24 protein-coding genes are annotated in these 25,785 nt (G+C 36.6%); 4 read left to right on the top strand and 20 right to left on the bottom strand.

Translation table 11 applies throughout. The annotated features are described in order from the left end of the window. Nucleotides 1-17 precede the first annotated feature (17 nt). A complete protein-coding gene (locus ABEA36_RS04290) occupies nt 18-608 on the top strand; it encodes a TetR family transcriptional regulator (RefSeq protein ID WP_345489162.1) in 591 nt (196 codons plus the stop codon). A gap of 13 nt (nt 609-621) precedes the next feature. On the opposite strand, the gene ABEA36_RS04285 is transcribed toward ABEA36_RS04290, so the two are convergent. Both ABEA36_RS04285 and dbpA read right to left on the bottom strand, forming a co-directional pair. Beyond that, a complete protein-coding gene (locus ABEA36_RS04285) occupies nt 622-2,214 on the bottom strand; it encodes an ABC-F family ATPase (protein WP_345489160.1) in 1,593 nt (530 codons plus the stop codon). 122 nt (nt 2,215-2,336) lie between these two features. Then, complete coding sequence (gene dbpA, locus ABEA36_RS04280; protein WP_345489159.1) at nt 2,337-3,716, bottom strand: ATP-dependent RNA helicase DbpA; 1,380 nt, start codon at nt 3,714-3,716, stop codon at nt 2,337-2,339. Nucleotides 3,717-3,994: 278 nt separating this feature from the next. Here dbpA and ABEA36_RS04275 point away from each other — a divergent pair, with 278 nt between their 5' ends. Further along, a complete protein-coding gene (locus ABEA36_RS04275; protein ID WP_345489158.1) occupies nt 3,995-5,089 on the top strand; it encodes a phospholipase A in 1,095 nt (364 codons plus the stop codon). 89 nt (nt 5,090-5,178) lie between these two features. Here the strand turns inward: ABEA36_RS04275 and fabV are convergent, their stop codons facing one another. The 6 genes from fabV to msrA all read right to left on the bottom strand — a co-directional run bounded on the left by fabV (nt 5,179) and on the right by msrA (nt 10,631). Next, on the bottom strand, nt 5,179-6,381 hold the full coding sequence (fabV, locus tag ABEA36_RS04270; protein ID WP_345489156.1) for an enoyl-ACP reductase FabV: 1,203 nt from the start codon (nt 6,379-6,381) through the stop codon (nt 5,179-5,181). A gap of 89 nt (nt 6,382-6,470) precedes the next feature. Next, nucleotides 6,471-7,889 carry a deoxyribodipyrimidine photo-lyase gene (phrB, locus tag ABEA36_RS04265; RefSeq protein ID WP_345489154.1) on the bottom strand — a complete coding sequence of 473 codons (1,419 nt, stop codon included), beginning with the start codon at nt 7,887-7,889 and terminating at the stop codon, nt 6,471-6,473. A 56-nt stretch (nt 7,890-7,945) separates the two neighbouring features. Next, nucleotides 7,946-8,383, bottom strand: a complete 438-nt coding sequence (msrB, locus tag ABEA36_RS04260) for a peptide-methionine (R)-S-oxide reductase MsrB (protein ID WP_345489152.1) — start codon at nt 8,381-8,383, stop codon at nt 7,946-7,948. A 69-nt stretch (nt 8,384-8,452) separates the two neighbouring features. After that, nucleotides 8,453-9,472, bottom strand: a complete 1,020-nt coding sequence (gene lplA / locus ABEA36_RS04255) for a lipoate--protein ligase (protein ID WP_345489150.1) — start codon at nt 9,470-9,472, stop codon at nt 8,453-8,455. A 74-nt stretch (nt 9,473-9,546) separates the two neighbouring features. Beyond that, complete coding sequence (locus ABEA36_RS04250; RefSeq protein ID WP_345489148.1) at nt 9,547-10,083, bottom strand: cytochrome b; 537 nt, start codon at nt 10,081-10,083, stop codon at nt 9,547-9,549. Nucleotides 10,084-10,088: 5 nt separating this feature from the next. Continuing rightward, nucleotides 10,089-10,631, bottom strand: coding sequence for a peptide-methionine (S)-S-oxide reductase MsrA (msrA, locus tag ABEA36_RS04245; RefSeq protein ID WP_345489146.1), 543 nt, complete (start codon nt 10,629-10,631; stop codon nt 10,089-10,091). 367 nt (nt 10,632-10,998) lie between these two features. Between msrA and ABEA36_RS04240 the strand changes: the two genes are divergently transcribed. After that, complete coding sequence (locus tag ABEA36_RS04240; protein WP_345489144.1) at nt 10,999-11,268, top strand: DksA/TraR family C4-type zinc finger protein; 270 nt, start codon at nt 10,999-11,001, stop codon at nt 11,266-11,268. Between the two features lie 176 nt (nt 11,269-11,444). Beyond that, complete coding sequence (locus ABEA36_RS04235; RefSeq protein WP_345489142.1) at nt 11,445-13,406, top strand: FUSC family protein; 1,962 nt, start codon at nt 11,445-11,447, stop codon at nt 13,404-13,406. On the opposite strand, the gene ABEA36_RS04230 is transcribed toward ABEA36_RS04235, so the two are convergent. The 12 genes from ABEA36_RS04230 to lolC all read right to left on the bottom strand — a co-directional run bounded on the left by ABEA36_RS04230 (nt 13,399) and on the right by lolC (nt 25,623). After that, complete coding sequence (locus tag ABEA36_RS04230) at nt 13,399-14,757, bottom strand: MmgE/PrpD family protein (RefSeq protein WP_345489139.1); 1,359 nt, start codon at nt 14,755-14,757, stop codon at nt 13,399-13,401. The two genes, ABEA36_RS04235 and ABEA36_RS04230, sit on opposite strands and share 8 nt — an antisense overlap. 8 nt (nt 14,758-14,765) lie before the next feature. Then, nucleotides 14,766-15,518, bottom strand: a complete 753-nt coding sequence (locus ABEA36_RS04225; protein WP_345489137.1) for an amino acid ABC transporter ATP-binding protein — start codon at nt 15,516-15,518, stop codon at nt 14,766-14,768. An 8-nt stretch (nt 15,519-15,526) separates the two neighbouring features. Next, nucleotides 15,527-16,198: an amino acid ABC transporter permease gene (locus ABEA36_RS04220; RefSeq protein ID WP_345489135.1), complete on the bottom strand. Its 672-nt coding sequence runs from the start codon at nt 16,196-16,198 to the stop codon at nt 15,527-15,529. Nucleotides 16,199-16,282: 84 nt separating this feature from the next. Further along, nucleotides 16,283-17,062, bottom strand: coding sequence for an amino acid ABC transporter substrate-binding protein (locus tag ABEA36_RS04215; protein ID WP_345489133.1), 780 nt, complete (start codon nt 17,060-17,062; stop codon nt 16,283-16,285). Nucleotides 17,063-17,070: 8 nt separating this feature from the next. Then, complete coding sequence (locus ABEA36_RS04210; RefSeq protein WP_345489130.1) at nt 17,071-17,610, bottom strand: GNAT family N-acetyltransferase; 540 nt, start codon at nt 17,608-17,610, stop codon at nt 17,071-17,073. Further along, nucleotides 17,607-18,980, bottom strand: coding sequence for an adenylosuccinate lyase (gene purB, locus ABEA36_RS04205; protein WP_345489128.1), 1,374 nt, complete (start codon nt 18,978-18,980; stop codon nt 17,607-17,609). The genes ABEA36_RS04210 and purB overlap by 4 nt, the downstream gene beginning before the upstream one ends. A 169-nt stretch (nt 18,981-19,149) precedes the next feature. Next, the gene (proP, locus tag ABEA36_RS04200) at nt 19,150-20,655 is read right to left on the bottom strand and encodes a glycine betaine/L-proline transporter ProP (protein WP_345489126.1); all 1,506 of its coding nucleotides are present in this window, start codon (nt 20,653-20,655) and stop codon (nt 19,150-19,152) included. Nucleotides 20,656-21,299: 644 nt separating this feature from the next. After that, on the bottom strand, nt 21,300-21,794 hold the full coding sequence (locus ABEA36_RS04195; RefSeq protein WP_345489124.1) for a hypothetical protein: 495 nt from the start codon (nt 21,792-21,794) through the stop codon (nt 21,300-21,302). 21 nt (nt 21,795-21,815) lie between these two features. Then, on the bottom strand, nt 21,816-22,283 hold the full coding sequence (locus ABEA36_RS04190) for a hypothetical protein (RefSeq protein ID WP_345489121.1): 468 nt from the start codon (nt 22,281-22,283) through the stop codon (nt 21,816-21,818). 195 nt (nt 22,284-22,478) lie between these two features. Continuing rightward, nucleotides 22,479-23,714, bottom strand: coding sequence for a lipoprotein-releasing ABC transporter permease subunit LolE (gene lolE, locus ABEA36_RS04185; RefSeq protein WP_345489119.1), 1,236 nt, complete (start codon nt 23,712-23,714; stop codon nt 22,479-22,481). Between the two features lie 3 nt (nt 23,715-23,717). Further along, on the bottom strand, nt 23,718-24,428 hold the full coding sequence (gene lolD, locus ABEA36_RS04180; RefSeq protein ID WP_345489117.1) for a lipoprotein-releasing ABC transporter ATP-binding protein LolD: 711 nt from the start codon (nt 24,426-24,428) through the stop codon (nt 23,718-23,720). Then, nucleotides 24,421-25,623 (bottom strand): lipoprotein-releasing ABC transporter permease subunit LolC, encoded by a 1,203-nt coding sequence (gene lolC, locus ABEA36_RS04175; RefSeq protein ID WP_345489115.1) that lies wholly within the window; start codon nt 25,621-25,623, stop codon nt 24,421-24,423. The genes lolD and lolC overlap by 8 nt, the downstream gene beginning before the upstream one ends. Between the last annotated feature and the right edge of the window lie 162 nt (nt 25,624-25,785).

Below are 25,785 nucleotides of genomic sequence, written 5' to 3'. Positions count from 1 at the left end.
TTTATGGATAGTGAATTTTGAGATACTTAAAAAAAACAGATAGATATAATGAGATCTTAAATACGGCAATACATATTTTGATTGACGAAGGCATCGCCTCGATTACCGCACGTAAAATTGCTGCTCATGCTAATATCTCGGTAGGCCAAATTCACCATCATTTTAAGTCAGTTGGGCAACTTAAAGCACAAGCGTTACTGAATGTGACAGAACAAGTGATTGAAAAAGCTGAATTAGCTAATTCCAATCAAACTATAATTGAAAAAATAGTTAATTTAGTCAGTCCGTTAGAGGGTCATGGTGGGTTAGTTTTAAGAACATTATGGAATGAAGCAGTTTTCCTTGCTGAGCGTGATGCCGATATTAAACTGGCTTATAAGGAATCAACATTAAAATGGCATACCACTATCATTACGTTGATTACACAAGCCAATGAAGATAATATTTTAGCGGTTAAAGCACCATCAGAACTTGCATGGCGCCTTATTGCATTGAGTTGTGGGATTGATACGCTTGCTATTATTGATGAGTGCAAATTTGATAAAACAGCCATTAAAGACCATATTATGGCTGTTTTATATAATGAAAAGACCTTACCGAGTAACTGACAGCAATAAAAGGTTAATCGATACCTTGACTGCGTAAATAGTCTTCATAAGTTCCGGTATAGTCGATCACTTTTTCTGGTGTGATTTCGATAATACGCGTTGCCAAAGAGCTCACAAACTCACGATCGTGAGATACAAAAAATAGCGTGCCTTTATAAAGTTCTAAAGCCATATTCAATGATTCTATCGATTCCATATCCAAATGGTTTGTCGGCTCATCCATGACAATAATATTTGGTCGTTGCATCATCAACTTACCAAACAGCATACGCCCTTTTTCACCACCGGATAATACTTTGACCTTTTTCTTAATATCGTCTTGAGAAAACAATAAACGGCCAAGAATACTCCGTACAGCTTGCTCATCATCATGAGGCTGTTTCCACTGACTCATCCAATCAAATACCGTAAGATCGTCATCGAATTCAAACTCATGGTCTTGGGCATAATAACCAATATTACAGTTTTCTGACCACTTAATTTCACCATTGTCTGGCGTCTGTTCGCCCATCAGAGTTTTGATTAGTGTTGTTTTACCAATACCATTGGTTCCCAAAATTGCGACTTTCTCGCCAACTTCAATCATTAAATTGAGATTTTTGAATAATGGCCCATTATCAAACCCTTTTGCTAAATCTTGAACAACTAACGCATTACGGTATAATTTTTTATCTTGCTCAAAACGAATAAACGGATTTTGACGGCTTGATGCTTTTACTTCCTCAAGCTGAATCTTCTCAATTTGTCGCGCTCGTGATGTTGCCTGCTTGGATTTTGAAGCATTAGCGCTAAATCGGCTAACAAATGACTGTAATTCACTAATTTGAGCCTTTTTCTTAGCATTATCCGATAACAATCGTTCTCGTGCTTGGGTTGCTGCTGTCATATATTCATCATAGTTACCTGGATAAATGCGTAATTCACCATAATCCATATCAGCCATATGTGTACACACCATGTTTAAGAAATGGCGGTCATGGGAAATGATAATCATCGTACTTTCACGTTCATTAAGCACTTGTTCAAGCCAGCGAATTGTATCAATATCCAAGTTATTGGTTGGTTCATCAAGTAATAAAATATCAGGGTTTGAAAAAAGCGCCTGTGCAAGTAACACACGCAGTTTCCAACCTGGCGCAACTTCACTCATTAAGCCATAATGTTGTTCAATAGGAATCCCCACACCAAGTAGTAACTCACCGGCTCGAGCTTCTGCGCTGTAACCGTCCATTTCAGCATATTCAACTTCAAGATCCGCGACTTTATAACCATCTTCTTCACTCATCTCAGCTAACGCATAGATTCGGTCTCGTTCTTGCTTAACTTGCCAAAGTTCATTGTGTCCCATAATAACGGTATCTAAAACAGTATATTGTTCAAAAGCAAATTGATCTTGTCTCAATTTACCTAATCGTTCATGGGGATCTAAGGCTACATTTCCCGCTGTTGGGACTAAATCGCCACCTAAAATCTTCATGAACGTAGATTTCCCACTACCATTCGCCCCAATTAAACCATAGCGATTACCATTACCAAATTTAACTGAAACGTTCTCGAATAAAGGTTTGCTACCAAACTGCATTGTAATATTATTCGTACTTAACACAACATAGACTCTCGAAATAAAACCATTTTAGTGTAAGATAAAATGGTCAAAATGTGATTTGGCGCACATTATGCCATAATGGCAAGTTTGGTGCGAGCAAAGAGTGAATTGATTTTGTCAATTTATAAGCTACGGGCTCTTACTGATTTCCCTTTAATCTTGCCCTGCTTGAAGTAATCTAAGGCTTTTTTAATCATTTTTTTATCAATGGCAACATATGAATACAAGTCAGTGATATTAATTTTACCAATGAGTTGACCATCAATTGCTGCATCTTTGGTTAATGCCCCTAAAATATCACCGGGTCGGATTTTATTTTTACGTCCAATTGTCAATGAAAGCGTTTGCATTTTAGGTTGCACAATTTTCGTTTTATCAAACGATACGTCATTAAGCGTGAGCCAATCAATTGTCAGATTTTGTGATTGTTCAAGCAAATTTGCTTTGGCAATTTCATTAGGTGAAACTAACGTAATTGCCAGACCATTTTGCCCTGCTCGTCCAGTTCGCCCAACACGATGAACATGCACTTGTGGATCATAAGCGATCTGATAATTAATCACTAAATCAAGTTCTTTGATATCAAGCCCGCGTGCAGCAACATCCGTTGCGACAAGTATGGTACGACTCTTATTGGCAAACTGAAGCAATACTTGCTCCCTGTCTCGTTGCTCTAAATCACCATTTAAACCAATAACGCTAAACCCAAGTTGACTAAGGTAATGTTCCACTTCATTACAGGCTTGCTTAGTATTACAAAATACCACGACCGATTGCGCCATATGATCAGTAAGTAATTTAGCTAAGATTAATTTGCGTTGTGCATCATCAATTTCATAAAATAATTGTTCAATTTGATCATTAACTTCATCAACAGTAATAAATTCAGGCTGTGTTTGAATACGAGTGCTCATTTTTTCAATACTATCAGGATAGGTAGCTGAAAAGAGTAGTGTCTGTTTCTGAGATGGTATATGTTTGATAATGTGCATCATATCATCTTCAAAGCCCATATCTAACATACGATCGGCTTCATCTAATACTAAAAATTGCAAAGCATCGAAATTAACTGTTTGTCTTTGTATATGGTCAAGTAACCGCCCTGGCGTACCCACTACAATATGTGCACCATGTGCAAGGGAATTGACTTGATGAATAATGGGTTGACCACCGCACAAGGTCAATATTTTTATATTATTTATGAGTCGAGCTAAGCGCCTTAGCTCGTTAGCAACTTGCTCGGCTAATTCACGTGTTGGACAAATAACCAGTGCTTGAGTTGCGTAACTATCGACATTGAGTTTTGATAAAATCCCTAGACCAAATGCAGCCGTTTTACCACTGCCTGTTTTCGCTTTAGCAACCACATCTTTACCCGACAAAATAGCGGGTAACGTCAAGGCTTGGATCGGCGTCATTTGGCTATATTGCATTGATTCTAAATTATCAAGTAACGACTTTGGTAGTGATAATTGATTAAATGCGTTTGATTGATTTGACATGATTTAAGGATTTCCTCAGTAAATACCACACTCAATATATGAGTAAAAAACGATGCTACCTTATACCACAATAAAATGAATGTGCGTAACAAATTACAACATTATTGTCTAGTATTACGCCATTAGTGCTGTGTCGTAACCGTTTATATGATAAATATCTAGGTAATAAGATGTAAATTTATTATAATCCCGCTGATCATTAATCAACGTAATTAATGGCCAAATCTTGCATATACAAAATATTATTAAAATAAGTATGTAATTAAAGGAAATAAAAATTGAAAAAGATTGCTGTAATAGCACTGGTAAGTGCTGTTTCATTTCCATCAATAGGTGCAACTCTTGAGGATGAAGCGAAATTAGGAAATAGCCAAGCAGCCTATCAACTGGCTGAGTTTTATGAAAATAACAATGATCTAAAAAATGCACTGCATTGGTATAAGCAAGCAGCAAAATTATCCATGCAACATCAGGGATCAATGCTTGCCACAAAATCGCCTAATCAAAAGCAAATGAATGCAAACGATAGTCAGTTAATTGAAAAAGACCCTATCTTAATTGCAGAACACGTCACTACCGATAATACGCGTCCTATCATTAGCGATCGTGTTGCGATGCACCAAGATTATGAAGTCAAAAATGGCGCTTTTAAGGTTCTGGATTCAACCTTTGGATTACGTCCTTATCACTCTAATTATATTTTGCCCGTCACGTATGATTCAAAGGCTCATAATGATGGACGTAAACATGTGGAAACAGCATTCCAAATAAGTTTCAAAAAGGATATTTTTACCAATACATTTGGTTTTGATGAAACAATCGGTTTTGCCTATTCACAACGTAACTGGTGGCAAATCACTGAAGATTCATCACCGTTTAGAGAAACCAATTATTTACCTGAAGTCTATGTACAAATACCCTTTCATAATCCAGACAGTAGCCTAAAAGGCACTCAATTTGGTTTTCTACATGAATCTAATGGACAGGGTAATGAAGCTGGGCGTTCACGTTCATGGAATCGTTTATATTTAGAAGGTTATTTTCAATATAAAGACGCGTACATCGTTCCCCGAGCATGGTATCGTATTTATGAAAATAAAAACCATGATGATAACCGTGATATTCAAAACTATTTGGGTTACGGCGATCTGAATATCTATATTCCTTATGATGAACACTTAGTTAAAGTTTTAATTCGTAATAATCTTAATTTAAAACATAATCATGGTGCATTTCAAATTGACTGGACCTACCCGTTAGGTGATACGGGCTTATTTGGCTATATCCAATATTTTAATGGTTATGGTGAGAGCCTGATTGATTATAATAAGAAAACCAATCGAATCGGTTTTGGCGTTGCATTAAGCCGTTAGATTTGATTGTTTAGTTTAACGGTTTCGTATGTTTAAGATAAAAAAATAGTGCCTAGCGCACTATTTTTTATTTTAAAGGAATTAAACACTTAGTTCACAAGATTAACAACATCAAATTGAACATCTGGATTCACATCAGCATCATAATCAACACCTGTGATACCAAAACCAAATAAGCGTAAAAACTCATCTTTATAACCTTGATAATCAGTGACGTCATAAATGGTATCATCCGTCACTTTTTCCCAAATAGCTTGGCAAGCATTTTGGACTTCCGGACGAAGTTCCCAATCGTCTAGACGTAAACGATTGCTGTCATCCGTTTCTACTTGACCATTTGCATACAGCTTAGTGGCAAATAAACGTTGAATCTGTTCAATACACCCCTCGTGAATGCCCATCTCTTTCATGACTTTAAATGACATTGCAATATATAAAGGCATAACAGGAATCGCTGAAGATGCTTGAGTTACCACTGATTTAAGGACGGCAACATAAGCATGCCCCTCTTTTGCAGATAGATTTTTATCAATCGCATGTGCCGCACGATCTAAATCTTCTTTTGCTTTACCCAGCGTACCGTGCCAGTAAATTGGCCACGTTAATTCAGTACCAATATAAGAATAGGCAACAGCTTGAGCATTATCAGCAAGAACCCCAGCATCTGATAGTGCTTTCATCCAAAGTTCCCAATCTTGACCGCCCATAACTTTAATGGTATCGGCAATTTCTTGCTCATTAGCCGGTTCAACTGTCGCTTCAATTAATACATCTTTATTGGTATCTAATGCGACTGATTTATACGGTTCACCAATTGGTTTTAGCGTTGAACGGACTAATTCGCCAGAGCCAGGCATTTTACGTACAGGTGAAGCAAGCGAATAAACCACAAGGTCAATTTGACCCAGATCTTTTTTAATTAAATCGATAACCACTTGGCGACATTCGTTTGAAAATGCATCACCATTAACACTTTTAGAATATAAACCCGCTGCTTTAGCAGCTTTATCAAAGGCTGCAGAATTATACCACCCTGCTGTTCCCGGTTTTGTCTCAGTACCCGGTTTTTCAAAGAAAACACCAATCGTCGCAGCATCTGAACCAAACGCAGCATTAATACGAGAGGCCAATCCATAACCGGTTGATGCACCAATTACCAGTACCTTTTTAGGGCCATGAGTTAGTTTTCCTTTAGATTTAACATAAGCAATCTGTTGATTAACATTTTCAGCACAGCCAACGGGATGAGTGGTTGTACAAATAAAACCACGAATTTTCGGTTTAATTATCATAATTTTTTATCTCAATTGGTTTCTTAACAAAAACAGCTAATTCTATCATTACTCGTTATTTAGTTCCACTCGATTGATAATGCTGTGTTCTATTTTGCGGCATTAAATGCCGCTAAGGTATATTGACGCGCTTTATTATGCTCAACAATCGGTTCTGGGTAATCGAGTTTCACATTATTTTGTTTTGCCCAACGATGAGGGTCACTCATTGCATCATCGGGGATATCTGCAAGTTCAGGTAAATACTGACGAATAAACTTACCATCGGGATCAAACCGTTTGCTTTGTGATGAGGGATTAAATATTCGAAAATAAGGTGCTGCATCAGTCCCTGTTGAGGCTGACCATTGCCAACCACCATTATTTGCGGCTAAATCACCGTCAATTAACTGAGACATAAAATAACGTTCTCCCCAGCGCCAATCTAGCATTAAATCTTTAACCAAAAAGCTTGAAACAATCAATCGTAATCGATTATGCATCCAACCCGTTTGGTTCAGTTGCCGCATGGCGGCATCGACAATAGGATAGCCCGTTAACCCTTTTTGCCATGCTGTAAAATCAGTTTTATCGTTACGCCATTTTATGCGTTGCGTCCAATCGATATACGGTTTATTTTTTGAGAGTTTAGGAAAAAGGAACAGTAAATGACGGTAAAATTCACGCCAAATAAGTTGATTAAACCAACCAAAAGCACCGCTTGATGTCACATCCAAAAATTCGGGGTATTCAAGTTTTAAACGAGCAAAACACTGCCTTGGGGAGAGTACTCCAATCGTGAGATAAGCCGATAAATGACTTGTTGAATCTAAAAAAGGAATATCACGCTGCTTTAGATAATCATCAACTTGTTCCTGACAAAATCGTTGTAAACATTTTATCGCCTGTGTTTCACCGATCACAAAATGATCAGTCTTTTGACACGGGTAAGAGAATGGTTTGATGGCATCCGAATCCACTTTAACCGATTGTACCCGTTTTTTAGGTTTTGGATAAACCTCAACAGGTTGATGACGTAAATAGTCACAATATTTGTTACGAAATGGAGTATAGACTTGGTACATTTTACCTGAACCATTAACAATAGTACCAGGTGCGGATAACACTGAATCATCATATCCATGTAATGCTATTGTTGAATCGGCTAATTGGCGAGCAATGGCTTTATCTCGTTGTACTTCGTTCCATTCATACTGTTTATTGTAAAAAAGATCCGTAATTTGATATTGCAGGCAAGTTGATTGAATGATGGACACCGCATCATCGAATGTGCCTGTTTCTTGGTAAAGTAGCGGTATATTAAGTGTTGATAACTGATTTTGCAGTTCGGCTAAATGTTGATGGATAAACCATGCTTGTCTTGGCGACATATCATGTTGTTGCCATTGTTTAGGCGTAGCGATATAAATAGCAATGACCGTGGCATCAGGGTCTTGACATGCGTGGTGAAGAGCCAAATTGTCAGTTACTCTTAAATCATTACGAAACCAGACTAAATGCGTAGCCATACTTGATCCTTAATACATAAATGAAATGTCAGACAATCGGTATTGCACAAAAATGACTATTTAAACAACGCTAAATATTCACCGTAGCCAGATTTTTCGAGATCCTCTTTTGCAATGAAGCGTAATGCCGCAGAGTTAATGCAATAGCGCAATCCACCTAATGATTGTGGCCCATCATCAAAGACATGGCCTAAATGAGAATCGGCATCTGCTGAGCGAACTTCGGTTCGACTCATGCCATGACTGTGGTCCGCTTTTTGCTTAACATGTTGTGAGTTGATCGGCTTGGCAAAGCTTGGCCAACCACAACCTGAATCAAACTTATCTAATGATGTAAATAGAGGTTCACCTGAGACGATATCCACATAGAGTCCTTCCGCCTTATGATCATTAAACGCATTGTCAAATGGTGGCTCTGTCCCATTTTGTTGAGTAACGTAATATTGCAATGGACTTAATGCCGCAATGTTTTTACTTTTATTTGAATCATTCATGATTGACTCCTCATGTTAATGGGCTATTTTTACACTATATTTATAGGTTATGATAAAAAAATAACGAAATTATTTAATTGCATTACCTAACCATGATGACATTTCTTGTAATTCTGCTGCAAAATCCGGATACTTAGGTAATATTTGATTAATGGCCGTCGTTACAGTTGTGACACTGTAACGATTTTGTTGCAACAAATCAGCTAATTCTTGTATAGGTGCTGGATTTAGGCTATCCGTAAAAATTTGGCAACGGCTAATTACGCCATGCTCAACATCAAAGTGAAAATCAATATTTCCCCAAGGGAAACGTTCATCAACAATATGACTAAAAGCCGGAGCATGACCAAAATTCCATTGCCAACTAGATTGTTTGGCAAAAACGTCCTCAAATCCCACTAGATCAGGTAGAGATTCTGGTGAAATACATTCTGCATCGGCTTGCTCACCATAATAATCAAAAAAGTGTTGCGTAATAACATCACATAGTTTTTGATGGGTTATATTGGGAATATGCTCGGCTAGATTGGTCACTCTCGAACGCACAGACGTGATACCTTTAGCCTGTAATTTTTTGGGATCTGGATTGAGGTAATCCGCTAATTTACTTAAATTGGCATTTAATAAAATGGTACCATGGTGAAAACCCCGATCGTGTGTTTCTTTATAAGCTGAACCTGAAATTTTTTTATCACCGTCATCGGTTGTAAGAACAAGATCATTACGGCCTGAAGCTGAAACGGCAAGTCCTAATGATCCTAGTGCATCAACCATAATTTGAGTTGATACGGCTTTGTTGTATTCAGGTTTGCCGGCCATAAAGGTAAAGCAGCTATTTCCTAAATCATGAAATACGGCCCCACCACCACTACTTCGTCTGGCGAGTTTTATACCGTCTTGAGCCATTTTACCCGTATTGCACTCTTTCCAAGGATTTTGAGCCCTGCCAATCACAACCGTATTATCGTTACGCCAAAGAAACAGCACCCGTTGATTTGCGGGCATATGTTTAAAAATGGTTTCTTCAACAGCGAGATTAAACCAAGGATCATAAGAGTTTGAAATCAGTAATCGTAGTGATGATGTCATAATAGCGTGTCCATAAATTATCCTGATTGATTGTGGTTTAGGTGGTCAATCAATCAGAATAAATTAATGATGAATTAGTCAAACCATCTCTCGGGTAACATCGACTTGAGAACCTTATCTTTAACCCAAAAATGATGATATAAAGCTGCAAACATATGCAGTGCAATCAGAGCTATTAATGCGTAAGCAGTAATAATATGTACAGAATGGAAAAAACCATAAAACGTATTTGGCATTTCAATTGCAGGAATTGAAATGATGCCAAGAAAATTAAGTGGACGACTACTCATTAAATAGCCAGATAAAGGTAAAATTAAAAGTAATAAGTAGAGTATACCTTGTACCGACTTTGATACTATACGTTGTAACCTTTCATCTTTAGGCAGTACTTCTGGCACACCTTGTTTGATAATGACATAAATCCGCCACAGTGTAATAAAGAAGATCATCACACCAAATGACTTGTGTATTGTAAACAGCGTACCCATGCCCCCGACATATTGAGCGACGGAAGTTCTCATTAATGAAAAGACAATAATGATAAAGACTAATATGGCTGTGAGCCAATGAATGGTTTTTTGTTTAACCGAGTATTGAGGACTTTTTTTCATAGTAATTAACTCTTATTATTTTTATCATCCCAGTGTCGCTCAATAAAACCTGCCCGACCCGATAATTGATGATAGCGTTGATAATGGTCAGGTTGTTTTTGGTAATAATCTTGATGATACTGTTCAGCCGGATAAAACTGCACCGCGGGTTCAATTGAAACTTTAATCGGATGAATAAATCGTTTACTCTGTTGAAGCTGAATTTTCGATTCTAGCGCTTGTTCTTGCTGCGTTTTATCATGATAAAAAATCGCAGGTCGATATGAGTCGCCACGATCAGCAAATTGGCCTTGATCATCGGTTGGATCAATTTGCTGCCAAAAGATATCGAGCAATGCTTTGTAACTGATTTTATCGGGATCGAAAGTAATTTCAACCGCTTCTGTGTGACCCGTATCGCCTTTACAGACTTGTTGATATGTCGGATTTTCGACATGACCACCAGTGTAACCGGCTATCACACTAATCACGCCATCATAATGGTCAAAAGGCTTGACCATACACCAAAAACACCCACCTGCAAATGTCGCTTTAGCAAATTGACTCATAACTCTACCCCTCAATAAAGTTAAAATGTACCACGCTTAAATCGTAATTATACATGGTTTAAACCAAATATCAGTAATTAATCAAGATACTGAATTTAAAACATAAATTTAACAAATTAAACGATTATACAGTTCATATCATCGGTTATTTTATACCTAAAATGAAACTATTTCTTTGATTGTTTTTAGTGATTGAAAATAACCGAAATTATCCCCATATAGATAGAAGATTGACTTTCATCCAATCAAATTCAGCATAAATATTACTATTTTAAATCAACTTGTTAAGTGAATACTGAGGCGGTGTATATCAATTCATCACCGTTTCAATACTTAATTGATATAAACGCAAATAAGGAGAATGATCATGGCGAGTGGTTGGGCCTCTGATGATGCAGTTAATCAACAAATTGAAAGCACCATAACAGATGCAATCCAAAAAGTAAGACGGCAGTTAAATACACAAACCGTCAGTGAGGATTATTGCTTGGAATGTGGTAATAAAATCGCCGAAGCACGAAAAAAAGCCATTGCGGGTGTGCAATATTGTATTACCTGTCAAAATGACATAGATAAGCAGCGCAAAAATGTCGACTTGTTTAATCGTCGAGGCAGCAAAGACAGTCAACTGAGGTAGTTTGATCGTTATTACATCACCAATTGAGAGAATGGCAAATAACTCATTGCCTCAATTGGCTGATGAATATTTTCATTACACTCTTCATTGATGCAATAAAAAAGAGTATATTACCTGTACAGTCGTTCAAGACTCTCTATCCAAACCCTATTAATTAATAAAAAGAATAATATATTATGTTTCTTAGTCGCTTTATTACTAAGCCCATTTTTACGCGACCTATTGTGTATTATGGTTTATGCTTAGCTTTTTCATCTTGGTTTGCATTTTGTATTGCCGTTTTATTTAATATTCCTAATCCTTATTGGGCAGCCATGCCTGCATGGGTAATTTTTCAACCAACTCGTGGCTTATTATTAGAGCGGGCTATTTATCGGTTTACAGGAACGTGTGTTGGTGCGGCAATCGGTTTTGGCATATTGCTTATCCCTATTCACCCCATCGCTCAATTGGTTATTTTTACGGTATTAATCGGTGTAACAACCAGTTGCTCTCATGTATTTAGAGGAACCGTGGGTTATGGTTTTTTTACCATTGCATTAACGATGGGGATCGTATTAGTTCCATCAATTATTTCACCCACCGATACGATTCATCTCGCCGTTTCCCGTGTAGTTTGTACCTTTATTGGTTGCATTATCGTGACCATTGTTTTAGCGTTATTTATTCCTAAGTTTCCGATTCGCTCGTTTTATCAAAAAATTCACCTATTGACCAGTGATGTTATTTTTTACTCTCATCAAGTTATAACCGCAAATACAAAAGAAGCGTGTCATGATATTGAACAAACGATTTTAGCCAGTATTAATGATATCAATGATAATGCCGCAATTGCTGCTGCTGGCTCAATTAATAAAAACCGTAAATTACGTTATATTGATGCCATTATTGCCGCTTCGCTTGATGTGATGGCTGCAAGTCGAGCCATTTTAACGCGTAATCAGCGTAGCAATGTCTTACCCGCTGAATTTAGCGACGATCTGCTATCACTATCAAAACAAATCAGTATAAAACAGCCGTTTGATATTAAAGATACGAACTTTTTTGAAAAATGGCAAATTGATAGTAATGAACTTGAACCCGAAATTAAACGCTTACTTTACACCATTGAACAATTACTTGCAGCCGAACATGCGCTACTAAATAACATAGAACAGCACCAAAATTTTATTAAACAAAATTATACATCCACCCTATTACTTCCTCACCGTGATTGGCGTGTTGCTATTAATATTGCCATGATTACCAGTTTTATTGTTTTTGTGGTGAGTTTAACCTGCTATTTTTATCACGTAAAAATGGCAGAACAAATCGCTTTAGGGATCAGTATCTTTGCAATTGTATTTGGCTCTTTTCCCTTTCCACAAAATAATGCCCCAAAACTATTTATGGGGGTGTGTAGTGGCGTCATCCTAGCCATGATATACCGTTTTGGGGTGCAGCCTTACATTCCTGATGCATTTTGGCTGTTAGTGACCTTGATACCGTTTTTGGTGTTAGCAGGAATTAGCCGAGCACATCCCAAAACAGCCATTGCGGCTATTGATGCCAACATGGCATTTTTATTTGTTGGGCATATTGGTATGGCATCCGATCCCGCACTAACTATTTTAAATACGGGATTAATTTATGTACTCAGTGCGGGGCTAATTTGTGGTATTTTCATCTTGTTGCCCCGTAAACCTGACAAACAAGCACTCAATGCCATTTTATCAATCCAACGTGATTTAGATCGAATTATTGCTGCGCAAGATGCGGTTAATAAAAACTGGTATCAACAATCCACTCGACAATTACTGCGTCTTATGTTGCATTTAAGCCGAGCGGGTAAAGTGGGTGATAGTGCACCAAATGGTCTATTATCAACGCTTAATGTAGGTTATGCGATTACGATGTTGCATGCTAAGTTAGAACAACCTAATTTGGATCATACGAGTTATATTCAAATTAAAACAATTTTATATATTTTATCGCTAAAACCGAAAGGTAATTTAACGATTATTAATGAGCTCAATAAACAGATACTTCATATTCAAAGTATCGATATTCGTCGTATTGCTGAAATGTTAGTTGATTCACTTAATGAAAGTCAGCCATTTTTTGACTATATTAGTGAGTTAAAACAAAGCATTAACTAATTTTGTGTCGAATAAATAAATCGCTTAATGGATGGATAATACTGTTGATATTTGTTTGCTCAGTAAACTTCATTAATAAATCATAGGCGTATTGTGCTGCTTGCTTATCTAAAATAGAATTAAAAAATTTCTGTTTTAATTCTATTTTAGAATAAGAATTATTTGGGCTCCCTTTGGGATAAACGATCTGTTGTGAAAGTTGTTGACCATTTTTTAATTGGATTAATACAGTTGCATAACGTTGCGTGGTTTTGTGATCATACTCACGCCTTACCTTTGCCATCATTATGTTTAAGGGTTCATCAATGGGATCATTATTAAAACTATCAAACGTTAATGGACGACCTAATAGTAATGAGGCGACAATATATTCTGCTGAAAAACGACCTTGACTGTGATGAGTGACGCTTTGATAAATCAATGCCTCATCCCCCCGAGCAGAAAAAATAATTTTAATATCATCGATTTGAGTGAGTGAAAATTGATGTTGTTTGAGTATTAATTGGGTAGCATCAGCAACATAGGAAGCAGCAGAACAATAAGAATACTGTTTAAACCATAAACCAGGTTTGACGATTCGCCATGGCTCTCCCCATCTATCTAAGTTTAAGGCATGATTACCTTGGCCATATACTGCTAAGAATCCTGATTTTTCATCTAAAAAGTCACAATCGGCCGTTAAGCCAGCCTGCGCCCATTGGCAGGATTGAATCGCTATTTGGGCCGCCATGCCAGCATGTAATGGTTTTATTGCACTTCCAAAAACCAGCCTTAATCCACATGCTTGTGTTGTGGCTAATGCTAACGCATCTTTAATAAATGCATAATTATGGTAATAACAAATTGCTGCAGTAGCGGCAATACCGCCTAGTGTTGCGGTATTGTGCCATCCTTTTTGGTAATGTTCTGTCCCAACCGCTTTACCTAAATGGGCCATCAATTCAATACCAATAATATACGCTGATAAAAATCGATCAGTCGGTAAATCAGCAGACTGTAGACTGGCCAGTAGTGCCGATAAAATGACTGCCGAGGGATGCCCCCTCACATCAGCATGGACATCATCATAATCAAGCACATGAGCTTGTAAACCATTATATAACGCAGCTTGTCGAGCTGTGGCATGCTGCGACTGACCGACTAACCAACTATTAGCGGTGCCACCTTCTGACTGTATCCACTGCCATAATTTTTGACAGTCAGTATGATGTCGAGCTTGTAAACTCGATGCAAAATAGTCAACAATACCTTGTATTGCCGCATCTTTGGCTGCTTTATTATGTAACGGCTGGCTTAGTAAAATTTTTTTAATCAAATGATCCGTTAAGCTAAGCTGATTAAGATCGGTCATATTGCTACCTAGATTTCAAATTCAATTGTTTCGGATAATTGCCTTAAAAACCGCTGTGTTTGTGGCTGCTTTGGTCTTTCTAACACATCAATAGCCGAGCCCTCTTCGACAATATGTCCTTCAGCCATAAAAATAACACGATCAGCAACCTGTTTTGCAAATTCCATTTCATGGGTCACAATCACCATGGTCGTATTATTATTGGCTAGCTTATGAATAACCTGTAATACTTCATGAACTTTTTCAGGATCGAGTGCCGAAGTCGGTTCATCAAATAGTAATACTTTTGGTTTAACAGCTAATGCTCTCGCTATTGCAACACGTTGTTGCTGTCCACCAGAAAGCGTTATAGGATATTGATTAGCTTGGGCAAGTAATCCAACTTGTTCAAGCAACCTAAGTCCTTCTTGATGCGCCTCTTTTTTACCCCATTTTTGAGCAACAACTAAAGCTTCTGTGATATTCGCTAACGCCGTTTTATTTTTAAATAAATTATAGTGTTGAAATACCATTGCAGACTGATGACGTAAATGATGTTCATCTTGTCGGCTATAGTGCTTAGCATTGAGTACGACATCGCCAATCGTAATAATACCACTCTGAGGTTTTTCAAGTAAATTCAGGCAACGTAATAACGTTGATTTCCCTGATCCTGATGGGCCAATAATTGCGACAACCTCGCCTTGATTAACATGGAAATTAATACCCGCTAATACGGTATTATCACCAAATTTTTTAATTAACTGTTTAACCTCTATCATAATAAATCCTAACGTTTATATGGCAAACTTAAACGGGTTTCCAATACTTTTTGTAGTCCCGAATAGATAACAACGGCGGCCCAATACACTAATCCAACAGCCAGATAGGTTTCAAAAAATTTATAAGAGGATGTGGTTAATAATTTCCCAGCTGCCAAAAGTTCTGATACCCCAACAAAAAAGGCTACCGATGAATCTTTTAAAAGTGAAATGAACATATTTCCGGTTGCTGGTAAAGCATTAACAAAGGCTTGCGGTAAAATAATATCCCGGTAAAGCTGAAAATAGTTAAGGCCAACGGTTAGGCCCGCTTCTTTTTGTCCATGGTCAACCGATTCTAATCCAGCTCTAAAAATTTCTGATAGATAAGCGGCAAATTTAAGACTAAAGCAGATGATAGCTGCGGTCATCGCCCCCATTGAGGTTAAACTTGGAAATAATTGAGGTAATCCATAGTAGATAATAAATAATAAGACGACAGAGGGAATCCCTCGAAATAATGAAACATATAATGCCAACAACGGATCAATGATGATAATTTTATCAATACGAAGTAATGCAATACATAACCCAAGCAGCATAGCAAAAAACATCGATACGATGGAGATAAATAACGTGATAGGGAAATACGGTAATATCTCAGGAAACACACTAAAAAAGTACTGAGTATCAAATTGCATAATTATTTCCCTTTATCCATCTTTCAGTATTTTATTTATGGCACTATCGTAAGCAACAATGCCAGTTATGATTTATGACAACAACTATGGTTTGCTAATATTTTGACCATAATATTTGATTGCAATTTGACTAATTACACCGTCTTTTTGTAATTTATCAATAGCCTGGTTAAATTGATTACGCAACTGCTCACCCTGCTCATTCTTATTAAATGGGTATGCAACTTGTTCAATAACAAGCGGTTCTCCAACCAGTTTAAACGGTAAATTGTTACGCTTAATTTCTGCGAGTAAAATCGGTTTTGAGTTAACATAACCATCAACACGGTTATAAACTAAATCATACATCGCTCCATCTCGTGTCTCATATGTTCTGATCTTGACTTGATCATCCGGAAATGCATTTTTTAATACCGCAATATGATTTGAGCCTAATACGCCAGAAATGGTCTTTCCTTTCAAATCGTCAAGGGTGTTGATATCCGTATTTTTTTGATTGGTCACAATTTGACTACCATAAAAGCTATATGGCACTGTAAAATTGTATTTTTGTACTCGAGCTTCTGTCACTGCAACAGCATTAGCTACGGTATCTAAACGCCCTGCTTCTAATTGAGCCATTAAACCACCAAATTCAGCCGTAACCCATTCAATGTTATAACCCAGTTCTTTAGCTATCGCTTCAGTGACCTCAACATCAAAACCGACCAATTTACCTTCTTGTTTAAATCCATTTGGATAACTTTGACCCGTTGAGCCAATTTTCAATGTGCGTGGTTGATTATCAGTTTTGCTATTTTGATTATCACACCCCACTAATACCGCAGCTGCGATGAATACCGCAACGAACCAATTTTTTTTCATATCTCACCTCATACTATTTGGGGGTTAGTTTGACATTGGCGATTTTGCCAGTTTTGATATAACGCTTCATTCAAAATTTTTTGTAGATAAATGGTAGTATGACCATGGCCTAAATTTGCATGACCAATGCGTCTAAAATGATACTTTTCATACATTTTAATTAACCATGGATGATTTTCGGCGGTGCCTAACGTGACGGCTGGTGCTTTGAGCACATTAATTAAAATATGCTCTTCAACCCATTGCATTAATTCGTTCCCTAAACCCAGTTGCTTATAATCTGGATCCGTAGCAAACCATCCTAAATGAGGTAAGCCATATGGACCGGGATTGTTGCCCCACGGGAAACGAATACTTAATGTAGAAACTAATTGACCACTTTTTTGTAAGCCGTATACCGCATTGTTAGTAATGTGTTCACAAATAAAATCTAAATCCGCAGTTGCTGCTGCGAAGTGGATACCAAGCGCTTCAACCGATTGATAAGCTTTATGAATCAGTTCTAAATATTGTTGCTGATCATCTAATGTAATTTGTCGAATTATCATGATTTATCACCACTTAACAAGCCTGATTGTTCCGCAAAGCGGATCACACTATCGACTTTTTGTGGCGCTGAGCCTAAATAATTCATTGGATCAAGCCATTGGGTTAATTCATCTGCATTTAATTTCGTTTGTAATTGTGGATCAGCTAACAATAGCTCCGCAAAGGGTCGGTTTTGCTCAAATGCTTGCATTGCACATTGGTACACTAAATGATGTGCAGTTTGTTTGCCTAACCGTTTACCTAATTCAAACATGACCTTCTCAGAAAGTAACAAACCATTTTGTAATGAAAGATTTTTAAGCATTTGCTGCTGATTAACCGTCATGCCTTTTAGAACATGTAAAGCGGTTTGCAGTTGTGCAGCTAAATAAATATTAATTTCCGGTAATGCAATCCATTCTGCCCGCCAACTCATTGCATCACGTTCGTGTTCAACTTTCATTGATTCATGAATTAATGCGACACTTTTTAAAATGGGTGGTGTTAAGCTAGCTAACCCTTCTAATGCAGCCGGATTTCGTTTATGAGGCATGGTGGTTGAGCCAATTTTTCCTTCAGAAAAGGGTTCTTCAATTTCGTTAATCTCGGTGCGCATTAGGTTATAAAATTCATTACCTATTTTGCCCAGAGTACCACTAATTAATGCAACGACCGATGCATATTCTGAAAATCGATCTCGTGCTGATTGCCAGCTGATATTCGGTGTATTGAGACCTAAAATCGTTAAAGTACGTTCTTCTACCTGTGGGCCATCTACACCAAATGACGAATAGGTGCCAATTGCCCCATTAATGTTACCCACTAAGACACGTTCTTTGATTTCATCCAGACGAGTTAAATGACGTACAAACTCATCTAACCATACGGCTAATTTGAAGCCAAACGTTGTGGGTAATGCTTGCATACCATGTGTACGTCCAACCATTGGGGTGTACTGATATCGTTTTGCTAACTGTTTCAATTCTAGGGCTATTAAACGTGTATCACGTTGCACAATATCAAAAGCTTGTTTTAATTGTAAAACAGTACCAGTATCAACAATATCCTGGGTTGTAACACCATAGTGAATGTATTGCCCCGCTTCACCGACTTGTTTTTCGATAGCATTAATGGTTGGCATTAATGAATGCTTTGCTTGGGCGACAGCTTTAGCGATATCTTGAATATCAAGTTTATCGGCATCCGCTTTTTCCATGATGGTCTCTGCAATATGCTTTGGGATGATACCGAATTCACCTTCAGCTTGAGCTAAAGCCACTTCAATGGCGACATGATGTTTTAGGCGATTTTGTTCAGACCACACATCTCGCATCTCTTGGGTCCCAAAATTGTTACCTAAAATCAAAAAATCTATAATATGTGATGCCATCTCATCCTCAATACATGTGCTTTTAATTAATTATGATGAAAGCATTATTGAAGATTAAACAATCAGCGTCCAATATGGAGTTTTTATATTGTTATAACTAAATGGAATATAGGAATGCTTAAATAAGCGGCAAAAAAAAGCGACATAAGTATGTCGCTTTATTGGTTTTTTAATCCAGTTTAGGATGCTGATCAATTAAATCCTGACGTTTCTTTTCCAATTCTTTGAGTTGTTGTTCAATATCTTCGACTTTTTGCTCAATATTATCATAGTGTTCTGAAAGAATTTGTTTCGCTTCACTTCGATCTGATGCTGCAGGCGTCGCACCACGTAAAGGCTTGTTGGCCGTCTCTTTCATTTTTAATCCAGTCACTATACCAATTACCGCCACGACCATTAAATAAAATGCTGGCATGTATAAATTACCGGTTGTTTCAACCAACCATGCTATTGCCGTTGGCGTTGCCCCCGCAACAAGCACTGAAATATTAAATGATATGGCTAATGCACTGTAACGGACGTTTGTTGGGAAAATTGCGGGCAATATTGATGCCATTACGCCAATAAAACAGTTTAATAAGATGGCTAAAACAAGTAACCCTAAAAAGATAAATCCAACCATATCACTGTTAATCATAATAAAAGCAGGATACGTGAATAATAGTAGGCCAATACTCCCCCCAATGACAAACGGTTTACGTCCGATTTTATCACTTAATAAACCAATCGCTGGCTGAACAAATAACATCCCTACCATAATCGCAATGATAATTAACAAACCATGATCTGCACTGTAATGTAAATTGTGTGATAAGTAACTTGGCATATAGGTTAATAACATATAGTAAGTGACGTTCGTGACAATGACTAACCCCACACACACAGCGAGACTTTTCCAATATTTGGTTGCAATTTCTTTAAGCGACACTTTCGGTTGATGATCACTATTTATTTTTTCATTCTTTTCTAAATTATCAACATGCTGCTGAAACGCAGGGGTTTCTTCTAAAGCATGACGTAAATAGAGGCCAATAAAACCCAGTGGCAAGGCTAAAAAGAACGGAATACGCCAACCCCAATCATGTAATCGGGCTTCACCAAGCAAACTTGATAATAAAACGACAAATCCAGCACCTAATAAGAATCCCGCAATGGAACCAAAATCAAGCCAACTCCCCATAAAGCCACGTTTGCGGTCTGGTGAATATTCAGCAACGAAAATAGCTGCACCGGAATACTCGCCACCGATCGAGAAACCTTGCGCAAGTTTAGCTAGTAGTAAGAGAATTGGAGCCCAAATACCGATTGCTGCATATGATGGGATTAAACCAATACAGAATGTACTAATTGCCATGATAATGATCGTAACTGAAAGCACTTTTTGACGACCGAATTTGTCACCTAAGATACCAAATACGACACCACCTAGCGGACGTACTAAAAATGGAACAGAAAACGTGGCCAATGCAGCTATCATCTGTACACTCGGTGATGCGTCAGGAAAGAAGACTTGACCCAGAATATAAGCTAAGAAGCCATATACACCAAAGTCAAACCATTCCATCGCATTACCCAGTGCTGCAGCGGTAATTGCTTTTTTAAGTTTTCCATCATCAATAATGGTTATATCATTAATATTTAATGGTTTATTTCGAGTTTTCTTTGTTTTTTTCATAAAAATTGAACCTTTGTGAATCTCTAAAAGAGATTGTTAAAGTAGAGATTACTTTGTCATTTGCTAACGTTAAAATAAAATAATGACAATTTGCTAATGCTAAAATTATCTAATGATAAATATGTGTTACTGATCAGGCTAATTTACTTAAACTGATAGTATTAAGGCAGCTAAATTAAGCTAATACAAAATCCGATTAGGATTGAAAATGAGGATGTTAAAAAAGCAAAGATTGATAGAGTGTTAAGATTAATAATGTTGTTATTTGATAAATACAAAACAAGTCCCTTTTGGTAAAAATGTAAACATACTATAACAAAAATAACTACTGCTGTAAAATCTATCGATTTAATAGGACAATTAATGGTGATGATTTTATTCAATATTTATAATATTTTCGTTATATTATTGTCATAACATGTAATTCTAGTGTAAAAAACATGAGAATAAAACATACTATTTTGGTGATTAATCAGCATTAAAAGGAATTGAACTTTATCAGTAAAGTTGATTATTGATTGAAAATTTAAGAGAGTTTATAAATACTTTTAATATTTTAATGTAGGCTTTTTAGCCATTATTCTATAATAAAGCTCCCTTTTGTTTTCTAAGAGAGCTTTTTTAGATCATCGCTAAAGATAGTGTTATTTTCTTAGGCAAGATCTAGCAACCACTTTTGATTCAACAATTTGTGAAGTTGTCTGCTCTGTGACATCTAATTTACAAAATTTATTTTTAACTTCATATTTCACTAAATATTTTTTGCCTGGTTCCGCGGTAAATTGCTGTATTGGGGCATAGCAAGACCCTTCTCCGCCAACATTATAATAAGCCATAATGCTAATTAAATTATTAGCAGGTACTTTTTCTGATAGTATTTCATTTTTACTTGCTAAAACAAAAAAGCTGCCATTTTGTGGAAAATAATAACCAAGTGACACAAAATCATCGCATTTAGTGCTATCAGGTTTATCAATATTAACTTTAAAATGTACCGGTGCAATACTGTCACCACTAAAATCGGAGATAAAATTAACAATTGGATCCGTATTTTTAGCTTGATATGAATAGTCAGAATGAGAACGACTACAAGCCGTTATCATTAAAGCTAAGATAATTAGAATTAAATAATTTTTCATGATATTTTCCTATAGATTTTTTTATTGTTGTACAAACATTTCATTTAAAAGCGATAAAATAATTTTATCTGTACTTTTCATTGATTCAGCTGAAACACTAAGCCCACTGAGACTATAATAATACTGAATGGATCCTAAGACGTTTTTCTCATTACTTAGCGTTACTTCCATTATAGATAAATATGTTGGTATACCAACATCTCGCCTGATGTTATACGCCAGTAAATATTGGCAGTTTTTTAAATCTTCTTTATTTTTTAATTCATAACTAATTTTTAAATCATCAAGTTTAGTTGTTATAATTTTTTCAGCTTCATTATAAGTCATAAACGTTTCAATATTTTTATAGACACACACATCATGCAATTCAGTTATATCCTTGACTGGTTCAACGTATTTTGTTGGCTTTGCAAATGAGAACCCACATCCTGATAGCAAAATTGCTCCAGTAAAAAGAATACTTATTTTTAGCATTATTAAAATTTTCACAGATTATTAACCATTTCTTTACAATTTGAAGTATGCTAATGTGATTAAATTGTGTTGTCTAGAAATAATGACTAATTTGCTATTATTTTATTAAAAAATATACAATTTTATGCAACTATCGATAATATTTGGCGAAGAATATATACCAATTCAAAGAAGCATTGACCTTGCTTCTTTGAATGCCGGGGAAAGCGATTAATAGCCGTTTAGAATTTTAACTGGATCAACTTTACAAGCTCGATGAGCAGGATAATAGCTTGCAATAAAGGTAAGGATCATCGAGGTAATAAAAACAATTACCACATCAGTTATATGAATTTCGGAAGGTAAAAAATCAATAAAATAGATATGACTATTGAGCAATTGGCGACCAATGATCGATTCAATAACTTTAATAATATTGGACAGTTGTGATGAGATAACTATCCCCAATAACACACCAATAAGACTACCGATTAATCCTGAGATGATGCCATAAAAAATAAAGGTTTTACTGATAAGCTGGTTTGTCGCACCTAACGTTTTTAATATTGCGATATCACGTTGTTTGTCTTTCACGACAATGACCAGTGTTGATACAATGCTAAAACAGGCCACCCCAATCACAACAACCATAGCTAAATACATAATTTGCCTTATCATCTGAATGTCATGGTACATGTAGCCATAATTTTGTTCCCAGCTAGCTGCTTTTAAGGGAACATTGAGATCCATTGCAATGCTGTGGATGATATAGTTGGCATTGTATAAATTATCAACATTGACCTTTATTCCCGTGACGTTGTCACCGATTTGTAAATAGGTTTGCGCATCATATAGTGGAATAATGCCAATACTGTTACCTAAATTACCACTAAAATCCATAATCCCGGCAATGTGTAAACGAACACGTTTTGGCTGTTTGAGTTGACCTGTATTATCGGTGACCGGAATCAGTAATGTTACCCAATCCCCTTCTTTTACCGATAATGAATTTGCTAGACCTATGCCTATAATGATCTGTTTGCTATTGTCTTTAAATGATTGCCATTTCCCATCGAGTACATATTGTGGCAATACACTGGTTTTTGCTTCTTGTTCAATATCAACACCTTGAATTTGAATCGCTTTGAGTTTGTTACCATTTTCAAGTAATCCCGTAAAGCTCACAAAAGGTGCTGATGAGACAATTTGCGGGTAATGTTGAATCGTCTCTTGAACGTGACGCCAGTTAGTTAAGTTACCATTTAATGCGGAAAATTCCCCATGAGGAATAACGGATAAAACACGATTTTTAAGCTCACGTTCAAAACCATTCATCGCACTAAGGCCAATAATCAAAGCCGCAATACCAATTGCGATACTGAGTGTAGAAATAATGGATATTAATGACAGCATCCCACTATTTTTTCGTCCTTGCCTTAATTTACGAGCTAGAAAAACAGATAACATAGTTTATTGACTCGCTACTTGAGTTAAGACACCATGGGACATCATATACTGTTGCTCCATTTTGTTTGCTAAATTTAAATCATGTGTAACGACCAAAAAGGCTGTACCGTGCTGCTGGTTAAGATTGATCAATAATTCAAAAATAGATTCTGCAGTTGCTTGATCTAAGTTACCCGTTGGTTCGTCTGCCATCACAATTGACGGTTGATTAATTAATGCTCTGCCAATGGCTATACGTTGTCTTTCACCACCAGATAACTCTGACGGTCGATGTTTTGCTCGATGGCTTAAGTTAACCGAATCAAGCATAGCAAGTGCTTTTTGCTGAGCTTCTTTTACTTTTATGCCCGCAATTAATAATGGCATCGCAATATTCTCTAGTGCAGTAAAATCAGATAATAAGTGATGAAACTGATAAACAAACCCAATTTCCTTATTACGTAGCGTGGCTTTTTGGACATCCGTTAATCGATTCAACGCGTGTGATTTAAAAATCACTTCACCTGATGTGGCTTTGTCCAGTCCCCCTAATAAATGTAATAAGGTACTTTTTCCTGAACCTGAACTACCAATAATAGATGTCATTGTTTTTGGTGCAATGTCAAAAGTAACCCCTTTTAACACATCGGTAGTAATTCGCCCTTCTTGGTAGCTTTTACACAAGTTTTTTGTTGAAATTAAGGGAGTTTGCTCAATAGAAGTATGATTATTCATAGCGTAATGCCTCAGCAGGCTCTGTATTAGCTGCTCGATAAGCTGGATATAAAGTTGATAAAATTGATAACATAAATAACGCAATAAATACAATACTGACTTGTGTTATGTTAACGTCTGATGGCAATTGGATACCGGAAAAAGTTAAACCTAGGATGGACATAATATCACTTAAATTTAGTGCAATAAGTAAACCAATCGTACAACCGAGTACGGTTCCAATTATGCCTGAACTCGCGCCTTGAATGATAAAAATCATCATGATTTTTTTTCGACTTAATCCTTGCGTTTTTAAGATAGCGATTTCATTTTGTTTTTCCATAACCAGTAAACTTAAAGACGTTATGATATTAAAAGCGGCGACAATGACAATTAAACTGATTAAAAGTCCCATCACGTTTTTTTCCATTTTAATCGCTTGAAATAGTTCACCGCGTTTCGCACGCCAGTCATCAAAATGTAAACCATCAGGTAATGTTTGATCAATAACGGATTCAATATTTAATGGGTTATCTAAATACAGTCGCCAGCTCGTGATGGTGTTTTGAGGATAACGCATCAATTTTGCTGCATCAACAATGTTAAGATAGACATTTGATTGTTCAATATCACGATTAACGGCAAAAATGCCTGAAACAGTAAAGATTCGTTGACTTGGAATTTTACCCACCGGCGTGATTTGACTGACTTCTGCAGACATTAGGCGGATTTTATCACCGACAGAAATATTTAATGAATTAGCTAAGCTACTGCCTAAAATAATATGATAATCGCCAGCTTGTAAACTGCTTAATTCGCCCCAAAAAAGTTGATCTTTGATGGGTTCATATTGATTGGGGTCAATCCCAATCATGGTGCTTAACGTCAGACTTTGTGAGCTTTGCAAAATGACATCACCGGTGACTAAAGGGGTAACATGTGAAACCCCTTTTAACGTGGGTATCATCGATTCAGGATATTGGTCAGTTGACAATTGATTATTCACGGTACTAATTTGTGCTTGAGGTATGTATTGTAAAATACGTTTTTGCATCTCATTTTCAAAACCATTCATGACCGACATAATAACAATCAGACCAATTGAACCCAACATAATGCCAATCATTGATAGCCATGACACAAATCGCCCAAAACTATCAGACTTCTGACTGTACGCATAGCGCAAGCCAATAAACAGCGGTAAAGGATGAAACATATTTATTTCTCTTAAAAAACAACAATCTATAAATTATTGATTTTTAAATATATCATTACGAATTATCACAATAATAGCGATAATCAGTGCGGTTATCAAGCATAAAACGATCATGATTGCTGATTTCTTAATTCGGTAAATTAAGCTATAATTTACCACTAA

Origin of the sequence: Orbus sasakiae (assembly GCF_039542345.1) — a bacterium.
Classification (GTDB): domain Bacteria; phylum Pseudomonadota; class Gammaproteobacteria; order Enterobacterales; family Orbaceae; genus Orbus; species Orbus sasakiae.
The sequence above is the reverse complement of the archived record's forward strand: the minus strand, read 5'-3'. Positions and strand labels throughout refer to the sequence as shown.